This is a genomic window from Gordonia sp. L191 (genome assembly GCF_030077625.1).
Taxonomy (GTDB): domain Bacteria; phylum Actinomycetota; class Actinomycetes; order Mycobacteriales; family Mycobacteriaceae; genus Gordonia; species Gordonia polyisoprenivorans_A.
This window is the reverse complement of record NZ_CP125996.1, coordinates 4,035,496-4,058,147: the sequence shown is the minus strand read 5'-3', so window position 1 is coordinate 4,058,147 and position 22,652 is coordinate 4,035,496. Positions and strand designations below refer to the sequence as shown.

At 66.7% G+C, this 22,652-nt stretch carries 19 protein-coding genes; 13 read left to right on the top strand and 6 right to left on the bottom strand.

Going from position 1 to position 22,652, the window contains the following annotated elements:
- Window positions 1–11 precede the first annotated feature (11 nt).
- The 4 genes from QNM97_RS18310 to QNM97_RS18295 all read right to left on the bottom strand — a co-directional run bounded on the left by QNM97_RS18310 (window position 12) and on the right by QNM97_RS18295 (window position 5,350).
- The gene (locus QNM97_RS18310; protein ID WP_283819724.1) at window positions 12–1,685 is read right to left on the bottom strand and encodes an endo-1,4-beta-xylanase; all 1,674 of its coding nucleotides are present in this window, start codon (window positions 1,683–1,685) and stop codon (window positions 12–14) included.
- 207 nt (window positions 1,686–1,892) lie between these two features.
- Window positions 1,893–3,287 carry an alpha/beta hydrolase gene (locus QNM97_RS18305; protein WP_283819723.1) on the bottom strand — a complete coding sequence of 465 codons (1,395 nt, stop codon included), beginning with the start codon at window positions 3,285–3,287 and terminating at the stop codon, window positions 1,893–1,895.
- A 53-nt stretch (window positions 3,288–3,340) separates the two neighbouring features.
- The gene (locus QNM97_RS18300; protein ID WP_283819722.1) at window positions 3,341–3,937 is read right to left on the bottom strand and encodes a YdcF family protein; all 597 of its coding nucleotides are present in this window, start codon (window positions 3,935–3,937) and stop codon (window positions 3,341–3,343) included.
- A gap of 6 nt (window positions 3,938–3,943) precedes the next feature.
- Window positions 3,944–5,350 carry an O-antigen ligase family protein gene (locus QNM97_RS18295; protein WP_283819721.1) on the bottom strand — a complete coding sequence of 469 codons (1,407 nt, stop codon included), beginning with the start codon at window positions 5,348–5,350 and terminating at the stop codon, window positions 3,944–3,946.
- Between the two features lie 258 nt (window positions 5,351–5,608).
- On the opposite strand from QNM97_RS18295, the gene QNM97_RS18290 reads away from it, so the two are divergent.
- The 7 genes from QNM97_RS18290 to QNM97_RS18260 are packed head-to-tail and all read left to right on the top strand — an operon-like array spanning window position 5,609 to window position 13,789.
- Entirely contained in the window at window positions 5,609–7,090 is a 1,482-nt protein-coding gene (locus tag QNM97_RS18290; RefSeq protein ID WP_283819720.1) for a tyrosine-protein kinase domain-containing protein, read from the top strand.
- 53 nt (window positions 7,091–7,143) lie between these two features.
- Window positions 7,144–8,394, top strand: a complete 1,251-nt coding sequence (locus QNM97_RS18285) for a lipase family protein (protein WP_208794533.1) — start codon at window positions 7,144–7,146, stop codon at window positions 8,392–8,394.
- Entirely contained in the window at window positions 8,391–9,083 is a 693-nt protein-coding gene (locus QNM97_RS18280) for a YveK family protein (RefSeq protein WP_283819719.1), read from the top strand. Before QNM97_RS18285 ends, QNM97_RS18280 begins: the two co-directional genes overlap by 4 nt.
- 26 nt (window positions 9,084–9,109) lie before the next feature.
- Window positions 9,110–10,360, top strand: a complete 1,251-nt coding sequence (locus QNM97_RS18275) for a lipase family protein (RefSeq protein ID WP_283819718.1) — start codon at window positions 9,110–9,112, stop codon at window positions 10,358–10,360.
- Between the two features lie 6 nt (window positions 10,361–10,366).
- Window positions 10,367–11,656, top strand: coding sequence for an acyltransferase family protein (locus QNM97_RS18270; RefSeq protein WP_283819717.1), 1,290 nt, complete (start codon window positions 10,367–10,369; stop codon window positions 11,654–11,656).
- On the top strand, window positions 11,653–12,894 hold the full coding sequence (locus QNM97_RS18265; RefSeq protein WP_283819716.1) for a lipase family protein: 1,242 nt from the start codon (window positions 11,653–11,655) through the stop codon (window positions 12,892–12,894). Before QNM97_RS18270 ends, QNM97_RS18265 begins: the two co-directional genes overlap by 4 nt.
- Window positions 12,895–12,898: 4 nt before the next feature.
- Window positions 12,899–13,789: a sialate O-acetylesterase gene (locus tag QNM97_RS18260; RefSeq protein ID WP_283819715.1), complete on the top strand. Its 891-nt coding sequence runs from the start codon at window positions 12,899–12,901 to the stop codon at window positions 13,787–13,789.
- Here QNM97_RS18260 and QNM97_RS18255 read toward each other — a convergent pair.
- Together QNM97_RS18255 and QNM97_RS18250 are read right to left on the bottom strand one after the other, a co-directional pair.
- Window positions 13,756–14,763: a GDP-mannose 4,6-dehydratase gene (locus QNM97_RS18255; protein WP_283819714.1), complete on the bottom strand. Its 1,008-nt coding sequence runs from the start codon at window positions 14,761–14,763 to the stop codon at window positions 13,756–13,758. The genes QNM97_RS18260 and QNM97_RS18255 overlap by 34 nt on opposite strands.
- A complete protein-coding gene (locus tag QNM97_RS18250) occupies window positions 14,763–15,758 on the bottom strand; it encodes a GDP-mannose 4,6-dehydratase (protein ID WP_283819713.1) in 996 nt (331 codons plus the stop codon). Before QNM97_RS18250 ends, QNM97_RS18255 begins: the two co-directional genes overlap by 1 nt.
- Window positions 15,759–15,971: 213 nt before the next feature.
- Here QNM97_RS18250 and QNM97_RS18245 point away from each other — a divergent pair, with 213 nt between their 5' ends.
- The 6 genes from QNM97_RS18245 (at window position 15,972) to QNM97_RS18220 (ending at window position 22,647) form a co-directional block, all read left to right on the top strand.
- A complete protein-coding gene (locus QNM97_RS18245) occupies window positions 15,972–17,033 on the top strand; it encodes a beta-galactosidase (protein WP_283819712.1) in 1,062 nt (353 codons plus the stop codon).
- 294 nt (window positions 17,034–17,327) lie between these two features.
- Complete coding sequence (locus QNM97_RS18240; RefSeq protein ID WP_244332694.1) at window positions 17,328–18,509, top strand: glycosyltransferase; 1,182 nt, start codon at window positions 17,328–17,330, stop codon at window positions 18,507–18,509.
- Window positions 18,506–19,135, top strand: coding sequence for an acyltransferase (locus tag QNM97_RS18235; protein ID WP_283819711.1), 630 nt, complete (start codon window positions 18,506–18,508; stop codon window positions 19,133–19,135). Before QNM97_RS18240 ends, QNM97_RS18235 begins: the two co-directional genes overlap by 4 nt.
- Before the next feature lie 11 nt (window positions 19,136–19,146).
- Window positions 19,147–20,301, top strand: a complete 1,155-nt coding sequence (locus tag QNM97_RS18230; RefSeq protein ID WP_283819710.1) for a glycosyltransferase — start codon at window positions 19,147–19,149, stop codon at window positions 20,299–20,301.
- Complete coding sequence (locus QNM97_RS18225; protein WP_283819709.1) at window positions 20,298–21,515, top strand: lipopolysaccharide biosynthesis protein; 1,218 nt, start codon at window positions 20,298–20,300, stop codon at window positions 21,513–21,515. The genes QNM97_RS18230 and QNM97_RS18225 overlap by 4 nt, the downstream gene beginning before the upstream one ends.
- A gap of 1 nt (window position 21,516) precedes the next feature.
- Window positions 21,517–22,647 (top strand): glycosyltransferase, encoded by a 1,131-nt coding sequence (locus QNM97_RS18220; RefSeq protein ID WP_283819708.1) that lies wholly within the window; start codon window positions 21,517–21,519, stop codon window positions 22,645–22,647.
- Window positions 22,648–22,652: the final 5 nt, after the last annotated feature.

Here is a 22,652-nt window from a genome sequence, read left to right as displayed (position 1 = left end):
GGTCTCGCCGACTACGACGCACTCGACGCCGTGGGCACTGCTGCCGTACCTCCTGCGGAGGAAGTCGTTTCGCTTGTGGTGGAGGACTTGTCGACGGCTGAGGGGGTCGTGCCGGCAGCCGGGGTCGAGGTTGCGCTCGCTGCCGACGAGGTAGCCGGTGCCGAGCTGTCCGGCACCGAGGTCTCGGGAGCGGTCGTCTCGGGAACAGCGGTCACCGGAGCAGCTGCCTCAGTCGTCGTTGCCGACGAAGAACTCGATGCGGTCGGCGCCGCCGACGTCGTGGGCGACTCAGCCGTCGTGGTGGGCACAGAACTCTCGGATGTCGTCGAGGTCGCCGGCGTGGCAGCAGCCGGCACCGCAGCAGATGTCGCAGTGGCCGACGTCGTCGCAGTGGCCCCGGCCGCGGTGCTCAGCGCGGCGGCCGTGGCCACCGTTTGGGTCGTGGTCGTCGCGGAGACGCCGAACATCGATTGCAGTGCACTGGCCAGGTCCTGCCAGAGCTGCTGGATCGCGGCGAGCTGCGACTGCGCGAGCTGGGTGACCCATTGTTGCAGCGCGGTCGCCAGTGCTTGACCGAGATCGTGAGTGGCCGAGCCGCTTCCGGAGTACTGGGCGACCAGATCGGCGAGGACCTGGGCGGCGGGTTTGGGGGTCCAGTCGGTCTCGTACAAACCGAAGTTGTCCTCGACGTTCGACGAGCCGGTATCCGTGTCACGCGTGGTGTAGATGTAGATCGGTCCCGCACCGGTCTGGTTCTGCCAGGCCTCGATGAAGTCCTGGATGAACGCCGCCTGCTGCGCTTGGGTGTAGCTCCCGGTGGTCGGCTCGCCGTACTCGGTGATCCAGATCTTCTTCGCCGTATCCCCGTACTGGGCCATCAGCGCCTGGATGGCGGTCACCTGGCTGGCCGGAGAGTCCGCGTGATCGTTCTCGCTGTACTCCTCGGAGAACTGGTACGGGTGAAACGACAACGCGTCGAAGTAGCCCGCGGCCCCGGCCGCATACATCTCCTGGACGAATGTCACGGGATCGAGGGCGGCGCCCGTCGTGGTCGTCGCTCCGAGGACTCCCGCGATCACGAGGGCGTTCGGGTCTGCGGCTTTGATCGCGGTGTAGGCGTCTTTGAGGAATGCGGTATACGACGTCGGGTCGATCGGGTTGTAGAACAGTGCGGCATTCGGTTCGTTCCAGATCTCGTAGCCGCTGATCTCATTCTTGTACCGGGAGGCCACCGCGCTGGCGAAATCGGCGTACTCGTCGGGATCGAAATGACCATTGATGATATTTCCGGCCCACGCCGGCGTTCCGGTGAGGGTGGCGACGATGCTGATTCCGCGCGATTGTGCCGCCGATACGAGCGCATCGAGTTGCGTCCAGTCGTAGGTCCCCTCCCTGGCCTCCACGCTCATCCACGGGATCGCCACCCGGACACTGGTCACCCCGAGTGAGGCGATGTGGTCAAGCGTGGTGTCCAACGTGGCCGAGTCGAGGCCGTACAGCGAGGAATCGGCGATGCCGATGGTCGTCGAACTCTGATCGATCACGGCCACCAGGCGAATCGGCACGGGCGAAGCCTGACTGATCACCGACGCGACGGGCGGGATGGTGAGGAAGGGCGCGCTCGACACCGTCCCGAATCCGAGAATCGCGGTGGCACACAATGCGGCGACCCGTGTGGACGACATGACTGGACTACGATTCCGCATGGACTGTCCTCAAATGAATGGACCGTGCGCGGATTGCAGGTCCGCCTCTGATGTCAATTGATATCAAATGGCGTGAGAATCCGCCACACGGAATGTTGTGAATTGGCGCGCGCTATCGAGAGCGGACCATTTCCGTTTTCTTTCGTGAACAGGGAATGAATGCCGGTGTGAAGGACCCGGCGAGGTTCAGTGAGCCGTCGAAGCGGTGGGCACCGACGCGGAGTCGGTACCGGGCGCGAGGATCGAGTCAGCGGACGGTACCGAGGGCGCCGTCGATGTCTGCCTCGCCGTGCTCGATACGGCCGAACCCGAGGACGCCACATCCGGGCCGGCGTCGCCGGACGACGCACTGCTCCCCGTGGTTGTTGTCCCCGCAGAACTCACCGCCGCACTGGTCTCCACGGTGGTCGTGGCCGTGGTACTCGCGATCGCCGTGGTACTCACGACCGCCGTGGAACCCACGATCGCTGCGGCCCCGGCGGTCGACGTCCGGGGTGCCGTGCTCGATGTCGTCGGTGAATTCGCCGCCGCGAGAGCGGACTCCACCGCCGTCGCATCGGCCCCGGCGTTCGCCGACCACTGGGTCCAGCTGTGCAGCCCGACGTGGTAGGAGAAGTCGACGGGTAGCCCGTAGACGACGGCCTGGGCGTTGAGGGCCAGCGTGGAGGCGAGCGACCCGAGTTCGATGGCCACGCCGCTGACGAAGGCCACGGGATTGCCGGTGATGGCCATGATCAGAAAGTCTTGCGGCAGGGGCACTCCGATTCCGGTGCTGATGAGTATCCTTTGACCCGAGGCGGTGATCTCGCCGATTCGGGCCGAGACGTCGTGCGCCGACCACGTGCTCGTCGGGCCGAGCGGATCACCCCACATCGCGGTGTTGCCGTTGGCGATGCCGGTGACGAAACTCTGGATGGCCGGGATCACGAACCACCCGATGGGATTATTGGTTTGGTAGAAACCGGAAAGTGACTGCGCGACAGTGAAGATCTCGGGGTGATCGAGTGCGAGGGTGAGCGCGGGCCCACCCGACATCGACAGGCCGACGATCGCATTGCCGCCGGGCTCGACGGAGAAGTCGTCGGCGAGGTAGGCGGGTAATTCGGTCGACAGGAAGGTCTCCCACTCGGCCGACGCCCCCGGGGTGCCGCCCGTGCCCTCCGGTGTGCTCTGCCAGTCGGTCATCCACGTTCCGGCCCCGCCGGCGGGCATCACCAGGTTGTAGGTGCTGCTGTAGGCGGCCAGTGCGCCGCTGTTGGCGTCGGCCCAGGTGCTGCGGGTATCGGGCGCACTGATGCCGTCGAGCAGGTAGACGGCGTGCTCGGCGGACCCGGCCGCCAGCGCCGACGGCCGTATCTGCACCAGGATGATCCGGTTCATCGCTGCCGAGTACACCGCGCAGGTCTGTACGGTGGCGGCCTCGTCGGCGGCGCTCGCCCAGGTGCAGTTGGGGCGCAACTGATCTGGGCTGACCGCCGCGGCCGGGGGTGCCGCCGCGAACGCCGCGGCGCCGCAGACCGCGATGGCGGTGCCGGCCCGGAGCACTCGTCGGGACACGCTGGATGTGCGTCGTCGTCGCATGACTGATCCCCTTGCTCGTGATCTCACCACTCGTGATGGGTGTGGGTGTGATTTCACCGATCACACCCGACGGCCGCAGCCTTCGCCAGACCCGCGTATTGATACGCGAAATTGGCACCCCAGTACAGGACCGACGACGGATAATCGCGGGGCACCGCCCGCATCACCACCCCGTCGGCACCGCATTGGTCAAAGATCATCCGGGCACGCACGAGGTGGAAGCGCCAGCTGATGACGATCATCGACCGCCATCGGTGTTCGCGCGCCATCCTGGTCGCGAACATCGCCTCACCGACCGTGGTGCCCGGTTGCGGGACGAAGCAGATCACCTGCACCGCAGCGGTACTCGCGGCGCACGCGCGATCCATCACCGGGTCGGGGACCTTCCCGTCGAAGCGGTTGTACGGGTCCGAGAGCAGCACCACCGGCGCGTAGCCGCGTCGGGCGAGGTCGATCCCGTACTGTTCCCGCCCGTCGTGTTCGCCGCCGAGGACCACGATGGCGTCGGCGCGGCGCAGGGTGTCCTCGTGGGACCGGTAGAACAGGAAATACCCGACGACCCAGAACGCCGAGCCGAGCAGGAGCGCGGTCACCACACCGACGATCAACGCCCGACGCAGGGTGCGATGCCGCCGTAGGTACGCGCGCATCCGGCCCTAACCGGCGCCGACCGATGTCGCCCGGGCTGTCGCGCGGGTCGAGACGGACTCGTCGGACGTCGAAAACCGCTGGGCGAAAGCGAGAAACGCGATCATCACCGACAGATCGGTCACCGACACGGGGATGGTGACGGTGCTGAAGTCCAGTTGCATGCCCAGGACGAAGAACCCGATGAAACACCCGCCGAAGAAGGCCGGCTCCCAGCGGGTGTGTCGCAGGCATCGATACGCCAGCCGGCAGCAGTACAGCATGACGACGGTGAACACGATCCCGACGAACAGACCACCACGATAAATCGCAAGCAATGGTGCATTGGCGACGTAGTTGATGGTGAACGCCAGCGAGGGGTCCTTGAACTCCGGTATGCCCCAGCCGTGTCCGAGAAGCCAGTGGCCGGCCATGTTCGCCGGGTAGTCGCGCAACGCGTCCCCGCGCGCCGACGAGCCGGTGTCGCCGGAACCGAACGACGAGAAGATCCGGTGTCGCGACGCCGGGACCGCGGCGAGGACCACCATTCCGGCGACCATCGATCCGGCGATGTATCCGCGGGCGCGTCCGGACATGGTGTGGAACAACAGCATCAGGAGGACGCCGAGGACCACCGAGAACAACGCCGCACGGCTGAGGGTGCCGGCGATGCATACGAGTAGGAACAGCCCCAGCAGCCAGCGGGTTCGTCCGCGGAACACCAGTGGGCAGATCATCAGTGCCGCGAGCAGACCGATGCCCGCGGCGTTCGGGTCGATGAACGTCCCCGAAAGACGCGGGATCGCGGTGGCGCCGGTGTAGACGAATCGTCCCGCCGATGCCGGGGTGTACCCGAACGGCGAGAGCAGGCTGAAGGTCTTGCCACCGGTGTCGACGGTCAGCATGACGAGGCCGATCAGGCCGGACACCGCGGTGGCACCGACGAACACCCGCCCGAAGGTGGCCAGCTGCGATCCGGTGAGGCGTCGCAGGGCGACGATCAACAACACCGCCGTCGCCCATTTCGCGTATTCGACGATGTCGGCGAGTCCGGTCATCGTCAACACCACCGACGGAATCGCGATCAGCGCGAACAGGATCAGCAATCGGTCCAACGGCTGCAGCGCGATGCGAGACCCTGCAGTGGGGGACCCGGCAGTGAACGACCGTGTTGGGGGATGAATGACGGTGGCGAGCAACACCGCCGAGGTCATCGCGAAGATGAGCGGCAGATGCACCCCGGGCACATATCCGGCGGGCAGACAGGCGAGCACGACGGCCAGTGCCCACAGTAACCAGGTGGGATGCGCCAGTCCGATGTAGGTACCCACGATGACGATGGCGAGCAGCATCACCAGTTGGGTCGGCGTCGGCCCGGCGATGATGGCGGCAAAAGTGATCGCCGACACCGAACCCACGATTGTCGCTGCGCGCACTGTTCCCACGGTGAGCATCTTTACATGACCGGGCCCGGGTCACACGCCGAAGAATGCCGAACCAATGGCGCCCGGCGCATCGGTGAGTGCGTTTTCTTGGGCATTCAACTCTCCGAGTGCGTTGGCGGCGGTTGTCGACTATGGTCTGCGAAAGTGCCATCAGGGTCGGCGAATGTCTGAGTTCACCGGATAGACCCGAAAAGGTCACTGCGGCTGAGGCTTAGAGGTGGGTCCGGCCGACTGAAAGGAGTTTGCCCGGTGGCTGTTCGGGAATACGTCCACATTCTCGTGAAGGTCTGGTGGGTGCTGATTGCCGGAATGGTGATTCTCGCCACTGCCGGATTTGTTTACGGAATGTTCATCCAGCCTGTCAAATATGTGTCGACGGCAAAGCTCTTCGTGTCCGCGGAGGGCGGCACATCGGTTGGGGAGTCCTACCAGAACAACCTCTTCGCCGAGGCGCGGGTCAATTCCTACGCCCAGGTCGCCACCAGTGACCAGGTGGCCGAACGCGCCTCCCGTGCCCTCAACGGCCAGGTGAGTGCCGCCGACCTGAAGGCGTCGACGACGGCCACCCCGGTCGACAAGACCGTCATCCTCGACATCTCGGTGAGCGCCGGCTCGGCCGCCCGTGCCCAGTCGGAGGCTGCGGCTGTGACCCGCGAGACGGTCGCCGTCGTGCAGGAACTCGAGACCTCACGGCGCGGTGGTGAACCCGCGGCCACCGCCATCGTCTACGACGAGGCGTCGCTGCCCGGTGCCCCCTCCGGGCCGGCGTGGTGGTTGCTGACCGCCCTCGGTGCCGTGGTGGGTCTGATCGTCGGTGTCGTCGTCGCACTGCTCCTCGGATTGCGGGCGCGCCGTCGTGTCAATGATCCACTCGCACTTGCTGATACCACAGATCTTCCGGTGCTCGCGGTGATCGCCGACGAACCCGCCCGAGCCGAGGCCGTCCTCATCACCGACCTCGCCCACGATCCGCAGGGCGACGGCTACCGCGACCTGCGCAACAATGTCAGATTCATCGGCGCGAAACGTACTCCCGACGGCACGGCACCGCGGCTCGTCGCGGTGGTCGGCGCCGGTTCCGAGGTCGGCACGTCGACTGTTGCCGCCAATCTCGCCGCCGAGATCGGCGGGTCGGGCCAATCGGTGGTGCTCGTCGACGGCGACCTGCGCGACCCGTCCCTCACGGCGCGGCTCGGCGGTGGTGCGAGCGCCGGCCTGTCGACCATCCTGACCGGGGAGTCCGACCTGCTCGGGCAGGTCCAGACCACCGCGACGCCGGCCTTCCTGCCGGCCGGCCCCGTCCCGCCGGCACCCGGCGAACTCCTGGGGTCACGTCGGCTGGAAATGGTTCTCGCACAAGCACGTCAGCATTTCGACGTGGTGGTCGTCGACGCCGGGGCGCTCGGGCCGGACGCGCGCGCCATCGCAGGTCTGGCCGACGGTGTCGTCGTCGTCGCCCGTCGTGGCCGCACCACGCGCTCCGCGCTGCGCACTGCGGTGGAGTCCGTCGGCACCGTCGGCACGGTGATCGGCACGGTTCTGACCTTCGGCGCCCCGGCCCGCCGTGCGTCGTCCGCGGACGCCGGCACCCCGGGGAGGACCGACGTCGCCCGATCGTCCGCGGACTCCGAGGAGCCGACGCCCGCGGGCACGGCATCCGGGTCGGTGGCATCCGGTTCGGGGGAAACCGGGTCGGGTCTGCCCGAACCCGCGCTGCGTGAGTCGCGGTGAAACAGCACCGGCCGCACAGCACCTCGGGCGGGCCGCGACGTCGATGGAGGACGGTGATCGTCCTGGCGGCCACCATGATTCTCGGTGCGTCGGCGTGCGCCGCCCATGACGACCAACCCGGGGCGATCGCCCTGGCCCCCGACGTTTCCGGGTCGCCACTGGTGACTCCGTTGCCAGCCCCGAGTGTTGATCGTGCGGCCGGTGGATCGGCACCGGGCTCGGTGCTGACCGTGGGCATGGCGGGCTCCGAGGAGATCGCACCCATCACCGAACTCGGTGCCGTCGTACATCGTGTCGAATACCGGTCCACCTCCGGGATCACCGGCCGGCCGACCGTCGTGTCCGGGGTCGTCGCGGTTCCCGGCGGCCGGCCCCCCGCCGGGGGATGGGTGACCGTCGCACTGGGCCACGGCAACTCCGGTGTCCGCCACAAGTGCGCTCCGTCGCTCTACACCAACCTGTTGGGTAACGACGTGATCATCGCGGCGTTGCTGTACAACGGTTTCGCCGTTGCCATGTCCGACTATCAGGGTCTCGGCATGAACGACGTCGACAACCCGTTCCTCGATGCGCGCACCTACGGGTACAACATGATCGACGCGGTCCGCGCGGCCCGCGCCACCTACCCGTCGCTGTCGGACAAGTGGATCTCCTACGGGGTGTCACTCGGCGGGATGGCCGCCTGGGCCGCAGGCGATCTCGCCGATTCCTACGGCGGCGGCCTGGACCTGTTGGGTACGGTCGGGCTGGTTCCGGTGTCGAACATGCGGGATCTGGTCACCAAGGCCGAGGCGGGCACCCTCACCCGCGACCAGTACCCGCTGCTCGCGTACCTCATCGACGCGCTGTCGCGGGTGCTCCCCGACGAGTTCAACGCCGACGACTACCGCTCGCCGTACGCCAAGTCGGTGTGGGAAGACGTGTTGAATTGCATCCCGGCAGGCGATTTCGAGGGTCAGCTCCGCGCCACCGCATCGCTGGGACCGCAGGATCTGCGACCCAGGACCGCCGCCGCCGGGCAACGCCTCTACGACTGGCTCGATCGCACCGGCCTCCCGCTGGGCACCGGGAACTTCGGCGGCAAACCGTTTTTCATCATGTACGGCTCCGACGACCCGCTGATCGACTGGCCGTGGACCGCCCGCGTGATCGCGCAGTCCTGCCGGCAGGGCGGTCACGTACAGGCCATCAAACGTATCGGTGAATCCCACTCCACCCTGGATTCCAGCCAGTCGGTCGCCTGGATGCGCAGTCTCGCGAACGGCGGACCCACCCCACCGGAGAATTGCGGTGACCTGCCATGAGGTCACCCAGCGACCGCACACCCGCCGATTACGCCGCACTATGGGTCCGGGGTCTGCCGGTGATCGCCGCCGCGGCCCTCGGGGCGGTCGTGGCCGGCCTCGTGGCCTTCATCTTCCTGCCGCACGCCTACGAGTCGCAGGCACGGCTGCTGGTCACCGCGACCGGCCCGGCGACGGTGTCGGCGGCGCAGGCCTCCGATCTGGCCGGGCGACTGCGTATCTCGAGTTACAGTGACCTCGCCGTCTCCGACCAGGTACTGGGACGCACGCGCCTCGCCGATGCCACCGGCGCCCTCGGCGGCGCCGACATCGCCGCGCTGCGCAGCCGGATCACGGTGCTGCCGTACGGCGACGGCGCCGTGATCACGATAGGCGCCAAGGGCCCGACCGCCGACGCGGCGCAGACGCTGGCCCGCGGGGTCGGCACGAACCTCGCCGCGTTGGTCACCGAACTCGAATGGAGCCGCACCGACGGCATGCCGCAGTATGACGCCGAGGTCATCGACGCCGGTTCGTCGGTGGCATCGGTGTCTCCCGGGATCTCGACGACGCTGCTGACCGCGCTCGTGCTCGGCGTGGTGCTCTCGAGCGTGTGCGTCGTGGGTGTCGGGATCTCCCGCGACGTCATCGAGACGCCGCGGGAAGCAGTTGTCCGCGTGCGTGAACCGGCGATGGGGGCCGACCGATGACAGACACTCACGAACCGACTCCTCGGATGGCGGCCGAGGCACCACCATCGCGCCGACGTGCGGGATGGTGGCTGGCGATCCTGGTGATCGTCGCAGTCCTCGCCACCGGATGTTCGTCGAAACCGGACTCCGCTCCCACCGGCTCCGACGACCTCGGTGTGGCCTATGACGTCAACACCAGTGGCACCGGACCGGGCGCGCTGCGCGCCGCCCAGACCATGCCGTACCTCGACCGCCGCGTGACCGCACAGGCGAGCACCGCCCTGCGCATCCGGTATGTGTCCACCGACGGCCGCACCGGAGCCCCGACGACGGTGTGGGGCGCGGTGTTCGTCCCGTCCTCGGCCCGTCCGGCCGACGGGTGGGACACGGTCGTTCTCGCCCACGGGACCACCGGACTCCTCGGCGAATGCGGCGTGACCCTCGACCCGGCTCTCGGCGACCTCGCCGCGACCGCCGCGGCGTGGCTCGAGCAGGGCTACGTGGTGGTCGTGCCGGAGTATCAGGGTCTCGGCTACCCCGGCAGCAGCGATCCCACCCACCCCTATCTCGACGCGCGGACCGAGGGGATGAACGTCATCGACGCAGTCCGGGCAGCCCGAGCACTGGTGCCCGGGGTGTCCACCCGCTGGGCCGCACTCGGCGGTTCCCAAGGCGGACAAGCAGTATGGGCGGCCAACACGCTGGCCGGCACCTACGGAACGGGACTCGATCTGCGGGGGACGGCGAGCCTGTCACCGGCCGCGCAGTTCTCCGGTCTGGTCGATCTCGCGACCCGCCGACAACTGACCCTCGACCAGTACGGCCTCTACACGTGGCTTATCCTCGCCGTGCAACAGGAGAACCCCGGATTCGACATCGGCAAATACGTACGCGGTGCGGCCCAGAGCCATTGGAATGAACTGGCCCAATGCCTTCCGGCGCACGCACAGGCGCGTGCGAGCATCCTGCGATCGTTGAGTCCCGACGATCTGACACCGGACTCACCGGCCGACGCCGCCGCGCTCACCGCGTTGCTGGCCCGTCGCGGGGTGCCCGACCAGCGCCCGGCCGCACCGATGCTGGTGCTCTACGGCGGGCGCGATCAGTTGATCGACTCCCGGTGGACCGCCGCGGCCATCGGAACGGCGTGTGCCGGCGGCGCCACACTGCAATCGCAATTCCAGCCGAACGCCGATCACGGCGGCGTCAGTGGCGACATCGTCGTCGGCTGGATGCTCAACAGGTTCGACGACGAGCCGGCGTTCTCCACATGCGGTACCGCCCCCCGGGAGTGAGCAACGATGACCGAAGAACTCGCCGACCGACGGCAACCACCAGTCACGCCCGCCGCGACACCGGCGGACCCGACCCCCACGAGCCCCCCGGCCTACAAGGCCGGCCGCATCCGCGGGCTCGACGGACCACGCGGTGTGGCGTGCTGGGCGGTGCTCATCGTGCACGTGGCCAATCAGTGCTCCCCGGACACGATGGCCAAGGGCGGTCTGGCGTTGCTCGGTCAGGCACTGATCTTCTTCTTCGCACTCTCGGGTTTCCTGCTGTACCTGCCGTATGTGCGAGCCCTGCTGCAGCACAAGCAGACCCAGCCCGACACCCGCGCCTACGTCATCCATCGGCTGCTGCGGGTGTTCCCCGGCTATCTCGTCATCTTCCTCATCGTGAACTTCGCGCTGCAGGCCTCGTTCCTGCACAACGAGTGGGCGTCGAGCCACACCGGCACCGACGCGGGCACCGGCATGATCACCGATCCCGGGCAACTCGCCACCAACCTGACCCTGTTGCAGTCCTACTTCCCGCACTACCTGCAAACCGGTATCAGCCCGTCCTGGTCGCTGACTCTCGAACTCGTCTTCTACGCCTGCCTTCCGGTGTTCGGCGCGGCAATGTGGTTCCTGCGGCGGCGATTCGGCACCAACCTCGCCGTGCTCGTCCTCGCACCACCGGCGATCCTCATCGTGCTCGGGATCGCCGGTAAGGTCCTGGCCGCCTGGCTCACCGAACGTGCGGGCATCACCACCACCATCGAGGCCAACTGGGGCCCGAACTGGGCGGCGGTGGTTCTGCGCAGCTTTGTGGCCTCGAGTGACAATTTCGCCTTCGGGATGCTGGCGACGGTGGTGTTCGTGGCCGTCGGCGTCGGGATGATCGACGCCCGCCGGGTGCGACCGATCCGGATCGCGGCGATCATTGCCATCGTTCCGAGCCTGCTGATCATGCTGGTACTCATCGCCGCCGGCTCCAACTTCCAGTCGACGTTCACCGCACTCGCCTCCGGTCTGCTCATCCTGATCATCGTGTTGCCGATGGCGGCGGGCGGCGACAGCGTCTTCGCCCGCGCCCTGGACTGGCGGCCCCTGGAATATCTGGGAAGGATCTCGCTGAGCATCTATCTGTGGCATTTCCCGGTGATCATCGTGCTGATCAGACTGGGTGTGCTGCAGGGGGATTCCTGGGCCGGACTGGCGGTCAACATCGTGGCATGCAGTGCGGTGAGCTTCGCCCTGGCCAGTGTGACCTTCCATTTCGTGGAGAAACCCGCCATGACCTATGCGCGCCGGTTCAAGGTGCGATGACGGGAGTGATCCGTGGTCGCCGGACGGGAGTCATCCGTCGACACCGGGTGCTGTTCGGTCTGCTCGCGTTCGCGGTGATCGTGCTCCTCGTGCTGGTGGTGGTGATCTCGGTGCGTCTGGCCGCCGTCCTCGTCGTCGGTAAGGAGGCGGTGGGATTCCGGCCCGGTGAGGGTCCGGGATCGGTGGTGTCGGCCGAGACGTTCAACGGTTTGCCGATCTCGACGAAACTCGCCGGGGTCAAGGCCTTTCGCGTGACCTACCGCTCCACCGACGCCACCACGAACTCGCCGACGGTGGTCAGCGCCGTCGTCGTGGCCGGTACCGGCGACGCACCGCGCGGGGGCCGGCCGGTGATCGCCTTCGCCCACGGCACCACCGGGATCAACATGCCGTGTGCCCCGTCGGTCGCCGCGGGCATGTACGGTCTCGGGGCGCTCGCCGGTAATCTCGCCCGACAGGGATATGTGGTGACGCTGCCCGACTATCAGGGCCTCGGAGCGCCAGGGGTACACCCGTATCTCGACGCGCCGACGGCCGGCTTCAACGTCATCGACAGCGTGCGAGCCGCGCGTGCGGTACTCGCCGACACCTCGCCACGGTTCGTCGCCTACGGCGGCTCCCAGGGTGGCGGGGCCGTGGTCGCCGCCGCCACCGAATTCCCCAACTACGGTGCGGGGCTCGAGATGCTCGGTGCCGCCGCGCTCGCCCCGGCCGCCGACGTCGTCGGTGTCGTGGGCAAGGCGCGTGCCGGGACCGCCACCCCCGATCAGCGACTGATGTTGCAGTGGGTGATCGAATCGTGGGCGCGTGCCGACCACAGCGTTGCCCTCGACGACTACCGTGCCGGCGCCGCCGTGGCGGGCTGGGATGCGTTGTCGCAGTGTGCCCCCTCGGCCGGTGACCGCCGCGAGGCGGTGGCCGCACAGCTGCGCCCCACCGACATCGCGCCACGCACCACCGACGCGCAGAACCGTCTCGTCGCCCGGCTGATGCGATCCCGCGCGCCCGTCACCCGCACACCGGTGCCGATGCTCATCGTCTACGGCGGCAAGGACACCTTCATCGATTCGGACTGGACCCGCGCCTACATCGGTGAATTGTGCGCCGCTGGCACCGTCGTCGACGCCGACTTCCAGCCCGACAAGGTGCACGGCGACCTCAACGGTGATGCCGTACTGGGATGGATCGGCCAGAGATTCACGGGCGCAACCGCTCCCGATACCTGCGCAGGAGGATGACCACATGACCGATCAGACCGAGTGGGCGCCGTCGGCCGCCGAGTTGCGGATCCACGGTGACGCCGCGAAAGCCGTGCAGTGGCGTATCCGTGCAAAGGACACCGTCAAACGGGCGCTGGCGTCCGGAACACCGGTCACCCCGACCCCGCCCTATCAGGTCGTTGCCGTCCTCGGCCAGTCCAACGCCCATGGTGCGGGTCGGCTCGTCGACGCCGCGGCCGCACCCGTCATCGATCCGCGAGTGCATCAGTGGCCCGGATGCGGACGCCGCCGTGGACGGATTCTGCTCGCCGAGGATCCGCTTCTGCACGGAATCCCCGGTGCGGGAGTCGGATTCGGGACCACCTTCGGTCGGCTGCTCGCCGAGGACACCGGCAGCGCGGTCCTGCTCGTCCCCGCGGCGCGCGGCGACACGAGTTTCCACCCGAAGAACGGGTTCAGTTGGGACCCCGACGAGCGCTTGGTGCGCGTGAACCTCTTCGACCGGGCCGTCACCCAGATCGCGGGCGCGCTCCGGGCCGCCGGTCCCGAATCCGAACTCGTTGCGGTGCTGTGGCATCAGGGGGAGAGCGATGTACCGCTGACGGCACCGGAGGTCTATCGGGACCGCCTCGACACCCTGATTCGGCGCCTGCGTGACCGATTCGGCACCGTGCCGTTCCTCCTCGGGCAGATGGTGCCCGAGGAGATTACGACCGGTCACGACCGCTATCCCGGAATCGATGCAGTACACCGCGATACACCGTCCCGGCATGAGATGTGCGCCTTCGTCGAGGGCCCCGCGGGGATGCACAATCCCGGTGAGTTCATCCACTACGACGCGGCCGGCGCCCAGGTGTTGGGGGAGCGGATGTTCCGTGCCTACGCCACGGTCCGGCTCGACCCGGCGGGCTGAGCCGTGGCGACGTCATGGTCGACCGACGCCATGTCGTGCTCGACCATCGCCGCCACGACCTCGCTGAAGGTCTTGGTGGGGCGCCAGCCCAGCGTGGTCCGCAAGCGGGTGCTGTCACCCACGAGGTCGATGCTGTCGGCGGGCCGGAACAACGACTTGTCGGTGCGGACGTGATGATGCCAGTCGGTGATGCCCGCGGCCGCGAACGCTGCGCCGGCGAAGTCGGCGACGCTGTGCGAGACACCGGTGGCCACGACGAAATCGTCGTCGGCCTGCGCGTCGGCCATCGAGATCATCGCCTCGACGTAATCCGGCGCCCAGCCCCAGTCCCGGCGGGCGGTGAGATTGCCCAGCGCGAATTCGGTTCTCGTACCGGCCGCGATCTCGGCGACCGCCCGCGTGATCTTACGGGTGACGAAATGCGGGGCCCGCAGCGGGGACTCGTGGGGATACAGGATCGCGTTCGACACACTCACCCCTTGCGCGCGGAACGCCGCGGCGAGCAGATGGCCGTATGCCTTGGACACCCCGTACGGTGACGTCGGGCAGATCGGAGTGGTCTCGTCCTGCGGGGCAGTGCGTGTGCCCGAGAATATCTCCGCACTTGACGCATTGACCACATGTACCGGATGGCCGTCGCGTACCAGATCCCGGGCCGCGGTGAGCACTGCGGCCGTCGCCTGGGCATTGACCTGACCGGTGTGCACCGGATCCTGCCAGCTCTGACCGACCGACGACACCGCGGCGAGATGGAAGATGACGTCGGGTCGTACGGTCTCGACCACTGACGCGCACGCATCGACATCGCTGAGATCGATCGCGATCGGCTCGGCGTCCCCGGGCAGGTCGGTGGGTGCCGCGTTGCTACCCGGACCGATGACGCCGGTGATCTGCCATTCGCGATCTGCGAGTGCCACGGTGAGCAGCCGGCCGTCCTGACCGCTCGCGCCGGTGATCAGCGCGCGGTGTGGCATCAGGCGACTTCGCGTGTCACGGAGCGTGATTCGGCTGCGACATCGGAACGCACCATCATCCGCACCAGGCTGTCGAAGTCGACCTCCGGTGTCCACCCGAGTTGGGTGCGCGCCTTGCTGGAGTCGCCGATGAGCAGATCCACCTCGGCGGGACGGAAGAAACGTGGATCGATCTCCACGTAGCGCTCCCAATCATTGATGCCCACCTCGTCGAAGGCGACGTCGAGGAGTTCGCGGATGGAGTGGGTCTCGCCGGTGGAGATCACGTAGTCGTCGGCCTCTGCCTGCTGCAGCATCAGCCACATCGCGCGCACGTAGTCGCCGGCGAAGCCCCAATCGCGCTTGGCATCAAGATTGCCCAGCGCGAGCGACTCCTGGAGTCCGAGATGGATGCGCGCGACTGCGCGACTGACTTTGCGCGTCACGAATTCCGGTCCGCGACGCGGGGATTCATGATTGAACAGAATTCCGGAGCTGGCGTGCATTCCGTAGGATTCGCGATAGTTAATGGTCATGTAATGACCGAAGACCTTGGCCACTCCGTAGGGCGACCGTGGCCACAGCAATGTCGATTCGCGTTGCGGAACTTCCTGCACCTTGCCGAACATCTCCGAGCTCGATGCCTGGTAGAAGCGAATCTGCTTGCCGGTGGTGTCCTGGTGCAGGCGCACGGCTTCGAGCATGTTGAGCACGCCCGTACCGGTCACATCGCTGGTCAGCCGGGCATTCTGCCACGAGTACGCGACGAATGATACCGCGCCGAGGTTGTACACCTCGTCGGGATTCGCGAAGGCCATCGCCCGCATCAGACTCGACAGATCCAGCAGGTTTCCGGACACCACCTCCACGAAGGGGTGAGTGAGAGCGAGGGCGTCGGCCTTCGGGTTGTTCTGTCCCCGAACCAATCCCACGACCCGGTAGCCCTTGGAATGCAACATCTCGGACAGGTAAAGGCCGTCTTGACCGGTGATGCCGGTGATGAGCGCGGTTTTCATACGAACCCCATTTTCTGAAGTCAGTGGATGCCGTGGACGCAGCATCGTCGGCGAGCCCGTTCCTCGGGACCGACAAAGAGATGTTCGCATGCTGCCCGACAATTGGCGCGCCGAGATACCGGAATTGGACAGCATTCGGGCGATTGTCACGCAATTCACATGTATTTCACCTCTCATGAAGAATGTGTCAGAAGCTCTGGTTACGATGCGTGCATGAAACATGTCATGCCCAGCACGGTGCGCCGTTTGCGGCTTTTCTCCATCGTTCTCGTCGTGATCGCCGTCCTCGGTGCAGGAATGGTCGGCGCCGAGCCGGGCCGCGCCAGTGCTGAGGTGTCCATCCCGCCGGACGGCTACGGGTTCGCCGGCGGCAGCGACATGTTGTGGTTGTCGCAGGCCGACCTGAACCGCGAACTCGACGGCGTCACCGCTACCAAGGCGAGTTGGCTGCGAGTGGTCATCGACTGGAACACCATCGAGCCGACCCGGGGCAGTTACAACTGGTCGACGCCCGACCGCCTGATCAACTCCGCCCGCGCGCATGGACTGAAAGTGCTGGCCACGGTGGTGTCATCGCCGGCCTGGTCGCGCCCGGCAGGCAGCTTCTTCACCGCCCCGCCCACCAACAACGGCGACCTCTCGAAGTTCCTGCACGCCCTGATCTCGCGGTATGGCGCCAACGTGTCGAACTACCAGATCTGGAATGAGGTGAACCTGCCGCTGTTCTTCGGTGGCAGCGTCGACGCAGCGCGCTACACCTCGCTGCTGAAGTCCGCATACACGGCGGTCAAGGCGGCACAGCCCGGCGCCACGGTCATCAGTGCAGGTCTCGCGCGCTCGGTCGGTCCGTTTTCTCCGCTCTCGTATTACACCGCGATGTACAACAGCGGCGCGCAAGGATACTTCGACGCGGCCGCGATGCATCCGTACGTCTTTCCCAGCGGCATCACGACCAATCCGGAGAATGCCATCAGCGACACCGTTGGCCTGCGCAATCTGATGATCGCGCGGGGTGACGGCGCCAAGAAGATCTGGTTCACCGAGTTCGGTGCCCCCACCGCCGCCGGCTCGCCCGATGGGGTGAGCCAGGTTGAGCAGGCCAAGCAGATCACCGACATGCTGTGGTACGCCGCCAACTGCGGGTTCGCCGGTCCGGCGCTGATCTATACGATTCGTGACTCGGGGACTTCCACCACCGACCGCGAGCAGAACTTCGGGGCGTTGTTCACCTACGACTGGACGCCGAAATACGCCGCGTCGGTTCTGGCGGGGTGATCGACGGAATCTTCCGGATTCCACGTGCGATACAAGCAATGGATTTCGTGCGCTGTGTAAGTTGCGTTACAGAAATGCGTGAGAGATCCCGGTCACCATGCAGTCGAGATGCCGATCGTCGGATGCGGTGTTAGCGTTTCCCCTGTCCCAGGGATGCGGTGGCATTCCCAGCACGCGCTGACTGATTTCTGTGGTGAGAATTGTGTACGTGACCGTAGGTGGCGGCCGCGTACGCTTGTACGGTCCTACCGCGGCGATCTGTGGGTTGCGCACTCACAAAGAATGGAAGAACCCGTGGTTACTGATGACGCTCCACGTCCAAGGATCGCCATTGCGCACGACTATCTGACCCAACGCGGTGGCGCAGAGAAGGTGGTGCTGTCGCTGAGCCGGGCCTTCCCGGAGGCGGTGATCCACACACTGCTCTTCGAACCCGATCAGACCTATCCGGAGTTCGCCGAGAAGACCGTCGTGACCTCGCCGGTGAACCGGGTCGGATTCCTGCGCAAGAACCACCGGGCTGCGTTGCCGCTCTTGCCCTTTGCTGCATCACGGATGGTCATCGACGCCGACATCGTGCTCACCAGCACCAGCGGGTGGGCGCACGGCTTCTCCACGACCGGAACCAAGATCGTCTACTGCTATTCGCCTGCGCGATGGCTCTATCAGACCGACGTGTACCTCGGGGAGTCGCCGAGCGGACTCAAACGGTTCGCCATGGCCGCGATGGGACCGGGACTCAAGCGGTGGGACCGTCGGGCCGCCTACGACTGCGATCGCTACCTGGCGATCTCCAACGCGGTCCGTGACCGCATCCGCACCACCTACGGACTCAGCTCCACCGTGGTCTCCGCACCGGTGACCGCACCCGCCCCGGTCGAGGGCGCGGTATCGCCGGACGCGTCGCTGACCGACGCCCCCTTCTTCCTGTGTATCTCCCGGCTGCTGTCCTACAAGAACGTCGACAAGGTCATCGAGGCCTTCCGGGGTAGTGGGCGCCGCCTCGTCGTCGTCGGCCGTGGTCCGGAAAAAGATGCGCTGCAAGCGATCTGCCCCGACAATGTGACCATGCTCCAGGATCTCGCCGACACCGAGATGGCGTGGTTGTATCAGCACTGCACCGCGGTCGTGGCGGCGAGCTACGAGGATTACGGGCTGACCCCGCTCGAGGGTGGCATGTACGGCAAACCGTGTGTGGTGTTGCGATGGGGCGGATTCCTCGACACCGTCGTGGAGGGCATCAACGGTGACTTCTTCGACGAGCCCGAACCCGAGCAGATCCGTGACGCGGTGGACCGGGTGGTGGCGATGGACTGGGATACCGACGTCATCCGCCATCACGTACACAAGTTCGACGAGAGCGCGTTCATCGGCGAGATCCGACGGGTGATCGACGAGAGCGCCCCAGGTTACAGATCGGCAGCACCCGGAACGACCGACCTCGGACCGGCGGCATCGGCAAAGGAGATGGTGTGAGCGACAACGAGACCGTGGCCGCCCCGGCGAGCGTCACCGTCCCCGAACGGGACGATTTCACGCCGAGATATTCGTTCAACGACATCTCCACGATCGCCAAGGCGCGCAATCGGGTCGGAATCCTGCTGTACAACAACCTCATCACCTTCATCCCGTCGCATACGATCCGGCAGGGCTTCCTGCGGTTGTTCGGGGCCAAGATCGGCAAGGACACCTCGATCCTGCGGGGCTGCCAGGTCTTCGACATCGATCAGATCCGGATCGGTGAGGCCTGCTCCATCGGATTCCGGGTGCTCTTCGACGCCCGATCCGGGATCTGCATCGGCGACAATGTGGTGATCGCCAGCGACACCCAGATCATCGCCGGCAAACACGACCCGGCCAGCCCGGAGTTCGTGCCCGTCATCGAGCCGGTCTATATCGGCGACTACGTGTGGATCGCCAGTCGCGCAACCATTGTCAGTGGTGTCAGCATCGGACGCGGTGCGGTGGTCGCCGCGTGTGCCATGGTCGGCAAGGATGTCGCCGATCTCGACATCGTCGGCGGGGTGCCCGCTCGCGTCATCTCCAAACGTCCCGAGACCGCCCTCCGATACCGGCCGAAGTACCGGCCGCTGTTCTACTGACGCCGATAGTGATGGCAGAGTTGGCGGATCTACGGGTGATCCACGTGGGCCCGCGCGCCGAATGTGGCGGGGTGGGCTCCTATTCGGTGCGATTTGCTGAGACGTTGCGCGGCCATGTGGCCGAGGTGATCGAGGTCCGACACGGGAGCCCCGGGTCCGACACGGTGGCCGACCTACGTCGGCGGCGTCGACACCTGACCGAGTTGATCGCGGCGTCCGACCGGCCGACCGTGCTGCACGCCGAGTTCTCCGGCGGATCGGTGGAATCCTTCTGGCCCACAGCCGGTCTTGTGGCATCGGACAAGCTGGCGATTTCCGCGACGGTGCACGATCCGCCCGGACTGGTGTGGTGGCCCGCGCGCACCCGATTCCTGCAGCGTCAGCGGTTACTCAATCACGGCCTGCACTTCCCGATGCGAGCGGTCTCCCGCCGCGTCGAGCGAGGGGTGTTCGGTGATCGGATTCTGTTCGGCACCAGCGTGATCGGCGCACAATCGCTGCGGGATCGCTATCCGGACGCCACGGTGCACGTTGCGCCCCTGACGGTGCGGGCGATGCCGGAGATGCCGCCGGCCCCCGACCGTCCGCGAGCCGTCGGGCTTTTCGGACTCGTATACCGGGGCAAGGGTTTCGAGCATGTCGAACGACTGCGCGACGAATTACCCGACGACATCGCCATCCGGATCGCCGGCCGCGGCACCGAGAACCTGCCGAGCCGTGACGGCATCGAGATCCTCGGCGGGCTGGCCGAGGAGGAGATGGCCGGTTACTTCGCCTCGATTCGGGCGCTGGTGGTGCCCTACGGCGATCGCAGCCCGTACGGCACCGCCTATCCGTCCTCCGGTGTGGTCGCCGATGCCATCAGTCATCTGACACCGATCGTCACCACCGGTCACGGTGCGCTGCGCGAGTTGGGGGCCGAGGGTGGGGCAGTGGCGATCGACGACAGCGTCAGTCCCGAGCAGACACCGGCCGCGCTCGCCGGCAAGATCGTCGAGATTGTCGATGACACGGAGCGTTTGGCGATGATGGGCGCGAGCGTGGAAGGTATGCGCAAGCTGCGTGAACCCGACACCGTGATCGGGGGCTATGTCTCGGTGTGGTCGTCGGTGTTGGGGACGTCGTCGGTGTCAGAGAGTTCAACGAAGCCTGCGGGGTCGCGGTGACGGTGACCGACGCCCCGACTCCCGTCGATGGTCGCCGCAATGTGATCAAGGCGGTGGTCGCCGCCGGCTGGGCCTACGGCGGCCGCGCCTCCGGGTTGCTGTGGACGATTGTGGTTGTCGCCCATCTCGGCGTCGGGTCCTACGGGCAGTACGCGATGGGCTTCGCGTTGGGCGCGATCATCGCTGCCCCACTGGACAATCCGTTCAATGTCCGCGCGATCCGCGAGTCCCAGGAGCGTTTCCTCACCGAACGCGCCTCCCGGGCATTGCTCGGCATCGGATTGATGATCGCCGGCGCGGCATGCTCGCCGTTCTCCTATCTCGCATGGTTCGCGCTGGTCGTCGGCGGTGGCGAGGTCGTGTTCAACGCGGTCAAGAGCGCCCCGCTGCGCGGTGGACACCCCGACCGGGTGATGCGGATGGACACCATCCGCCAGTTCTCCAGCATCGTCCTCGGTGCCGGATACCTTCTGGTGGTACCGCATCCGAACCTGACCACGGCCAGTGTGCTCTACGCCCTGCCGTACGTGGTGGTCGCCGCGCGTGGGCTGATGCTGGTGCCGGGCAACCGTCCCGGCATTCCCGGCCATCCCCGGCTGATCGCGGTGCTGTTCGCCGAGCACCTGGCCAATGCCGCGTACATGCAGGGCGACATCCTGCTGCTCGGTGCCCTCACCGATTCCGACATCGCCGGGTATTACGCGATCGCGAGCACCGTCGGTTGGGCCGCGGCCCAACTCGGGATGGCGTTGGGCAACACCTATCACGAGCCGCTCCGTGCAGCCGGTGGTGCGCTGAGTGCCGGCCCACCCACCAAACACATTGCTGCCGTGGCGGCGACGACGTCCGGATCGGTGATCGCAGCCGGGCTGATCATGCTGGCCACACCGTTCTCGACGCAGTTGGCGTGGTCGTTGGTGATCATCGGGGTGTTCGTGGCCATGCGGGTGGTCAACTTCGTTCTGATGACGGTGTTGTATGTGCAGCGCCGCGATATCGTCCGCAGCGTCGCCGCCGGCGTGCTCGCCCCGATCAAGCTGCTGTTGGTGTTCGCGCTGGCGCACTGGGGATCGATCGGTGCGTGTATCGCGTCGGTGGTGACCGATGCGCTGCTGCTGGCCATCTATCTCGCCGCGGTGCGCCGTCCGATTCCCGCGGTGGAAGCCGAGCAGCCTGCGATGGTTCCGGAACAGACTGTCAGAGAGGGTGAATGAGATGACGTCGGTGACGTTCTTGCTGTCGAAGGACCCCGAGCACGAGCATGGCGGAGACATCGCCCTGTCGCGGGTCGTGATGGACATCGCACGGGAGAACTTCGATGTTCGTGCGGTGTGCCTGTCGGGCAACGGGATTGGCCCGAACGCCGACGGCAGCATCGTCCGGGTACCCAAGCCGGCAGTGAAGGGGCCGTCGCTGGCGTGGCGAAGTGTGACGACGCGTCGCAGTCTGTGCCACGTCCGCTACGACGTCGACGAGTTGGTCGACGCCATCGACACCACCTGCAGCGACGTCTATGTCGCCGAGCATTCCTATATGGCAGAAGCATTTCTGCGTTCGCGACACAGTGTGTCGGCACCGTTCGTCATCAGCACCGTCAACCCGGAGTCGTCGGTGTGGAAGCTGACCCGCGGCACCATCGGCAGGCTCGAGGCGCCGCGCATCACCGCCGACGAGTTGCGGGTTGCCCGCAAGGCCGACGCCCTCGGCGGCTACGACCTCGACGAGGCGCAGTACTACCGCGACAACGGCGTACCCAACGCGCGATGGATCGATCTCACCCTGCCGCCCGGTGTTCCCGCTCATCGTGACATCGCGCCCCCACGACTGGCATTCATGGGTACTCGAGGATGGCCGCCGAACCAGGAGGCCTTCCTCGAGGCGCTGCGTCTGTGGCCGGAGATCTCGAAGGGCATCGACGGCGCCGAACTCTGCGTCATCGGCGCCCCGAAAGCCGGTGCCAAACAACCGCCGCTGCCCGACGGCGTCCGCGACCTCGGCTTCGTCGACGACATCACCGCGTTCTTGAGCACGTGTCGTGCGCTCGTCGCCCCCGTGCGCACCGGCGGTGGAGTGCGGGTGAAGCTGCTCGATTCAGCGAGCATCGGTCTGCCCGTCGTCGGAACCTCGGCCGCCATCGGCTCCCTGGGCCCGGTTTTCGGCCTCACCCCGTACGACGACGATGCCGAATTCGTGGCCCGCTGCCGCGAATACCTCCTCGACGCCGAGATGGCCCGCAAAGAGGGCGAGCGCCTGTACGACACCAACGCCGCCCGATGGCACGACCGCGTCCCTCATGAGGCCGTCGAATCCCTCATCCTTCGTCGCCCGCCGACCCCCGGTCACTGACCCCG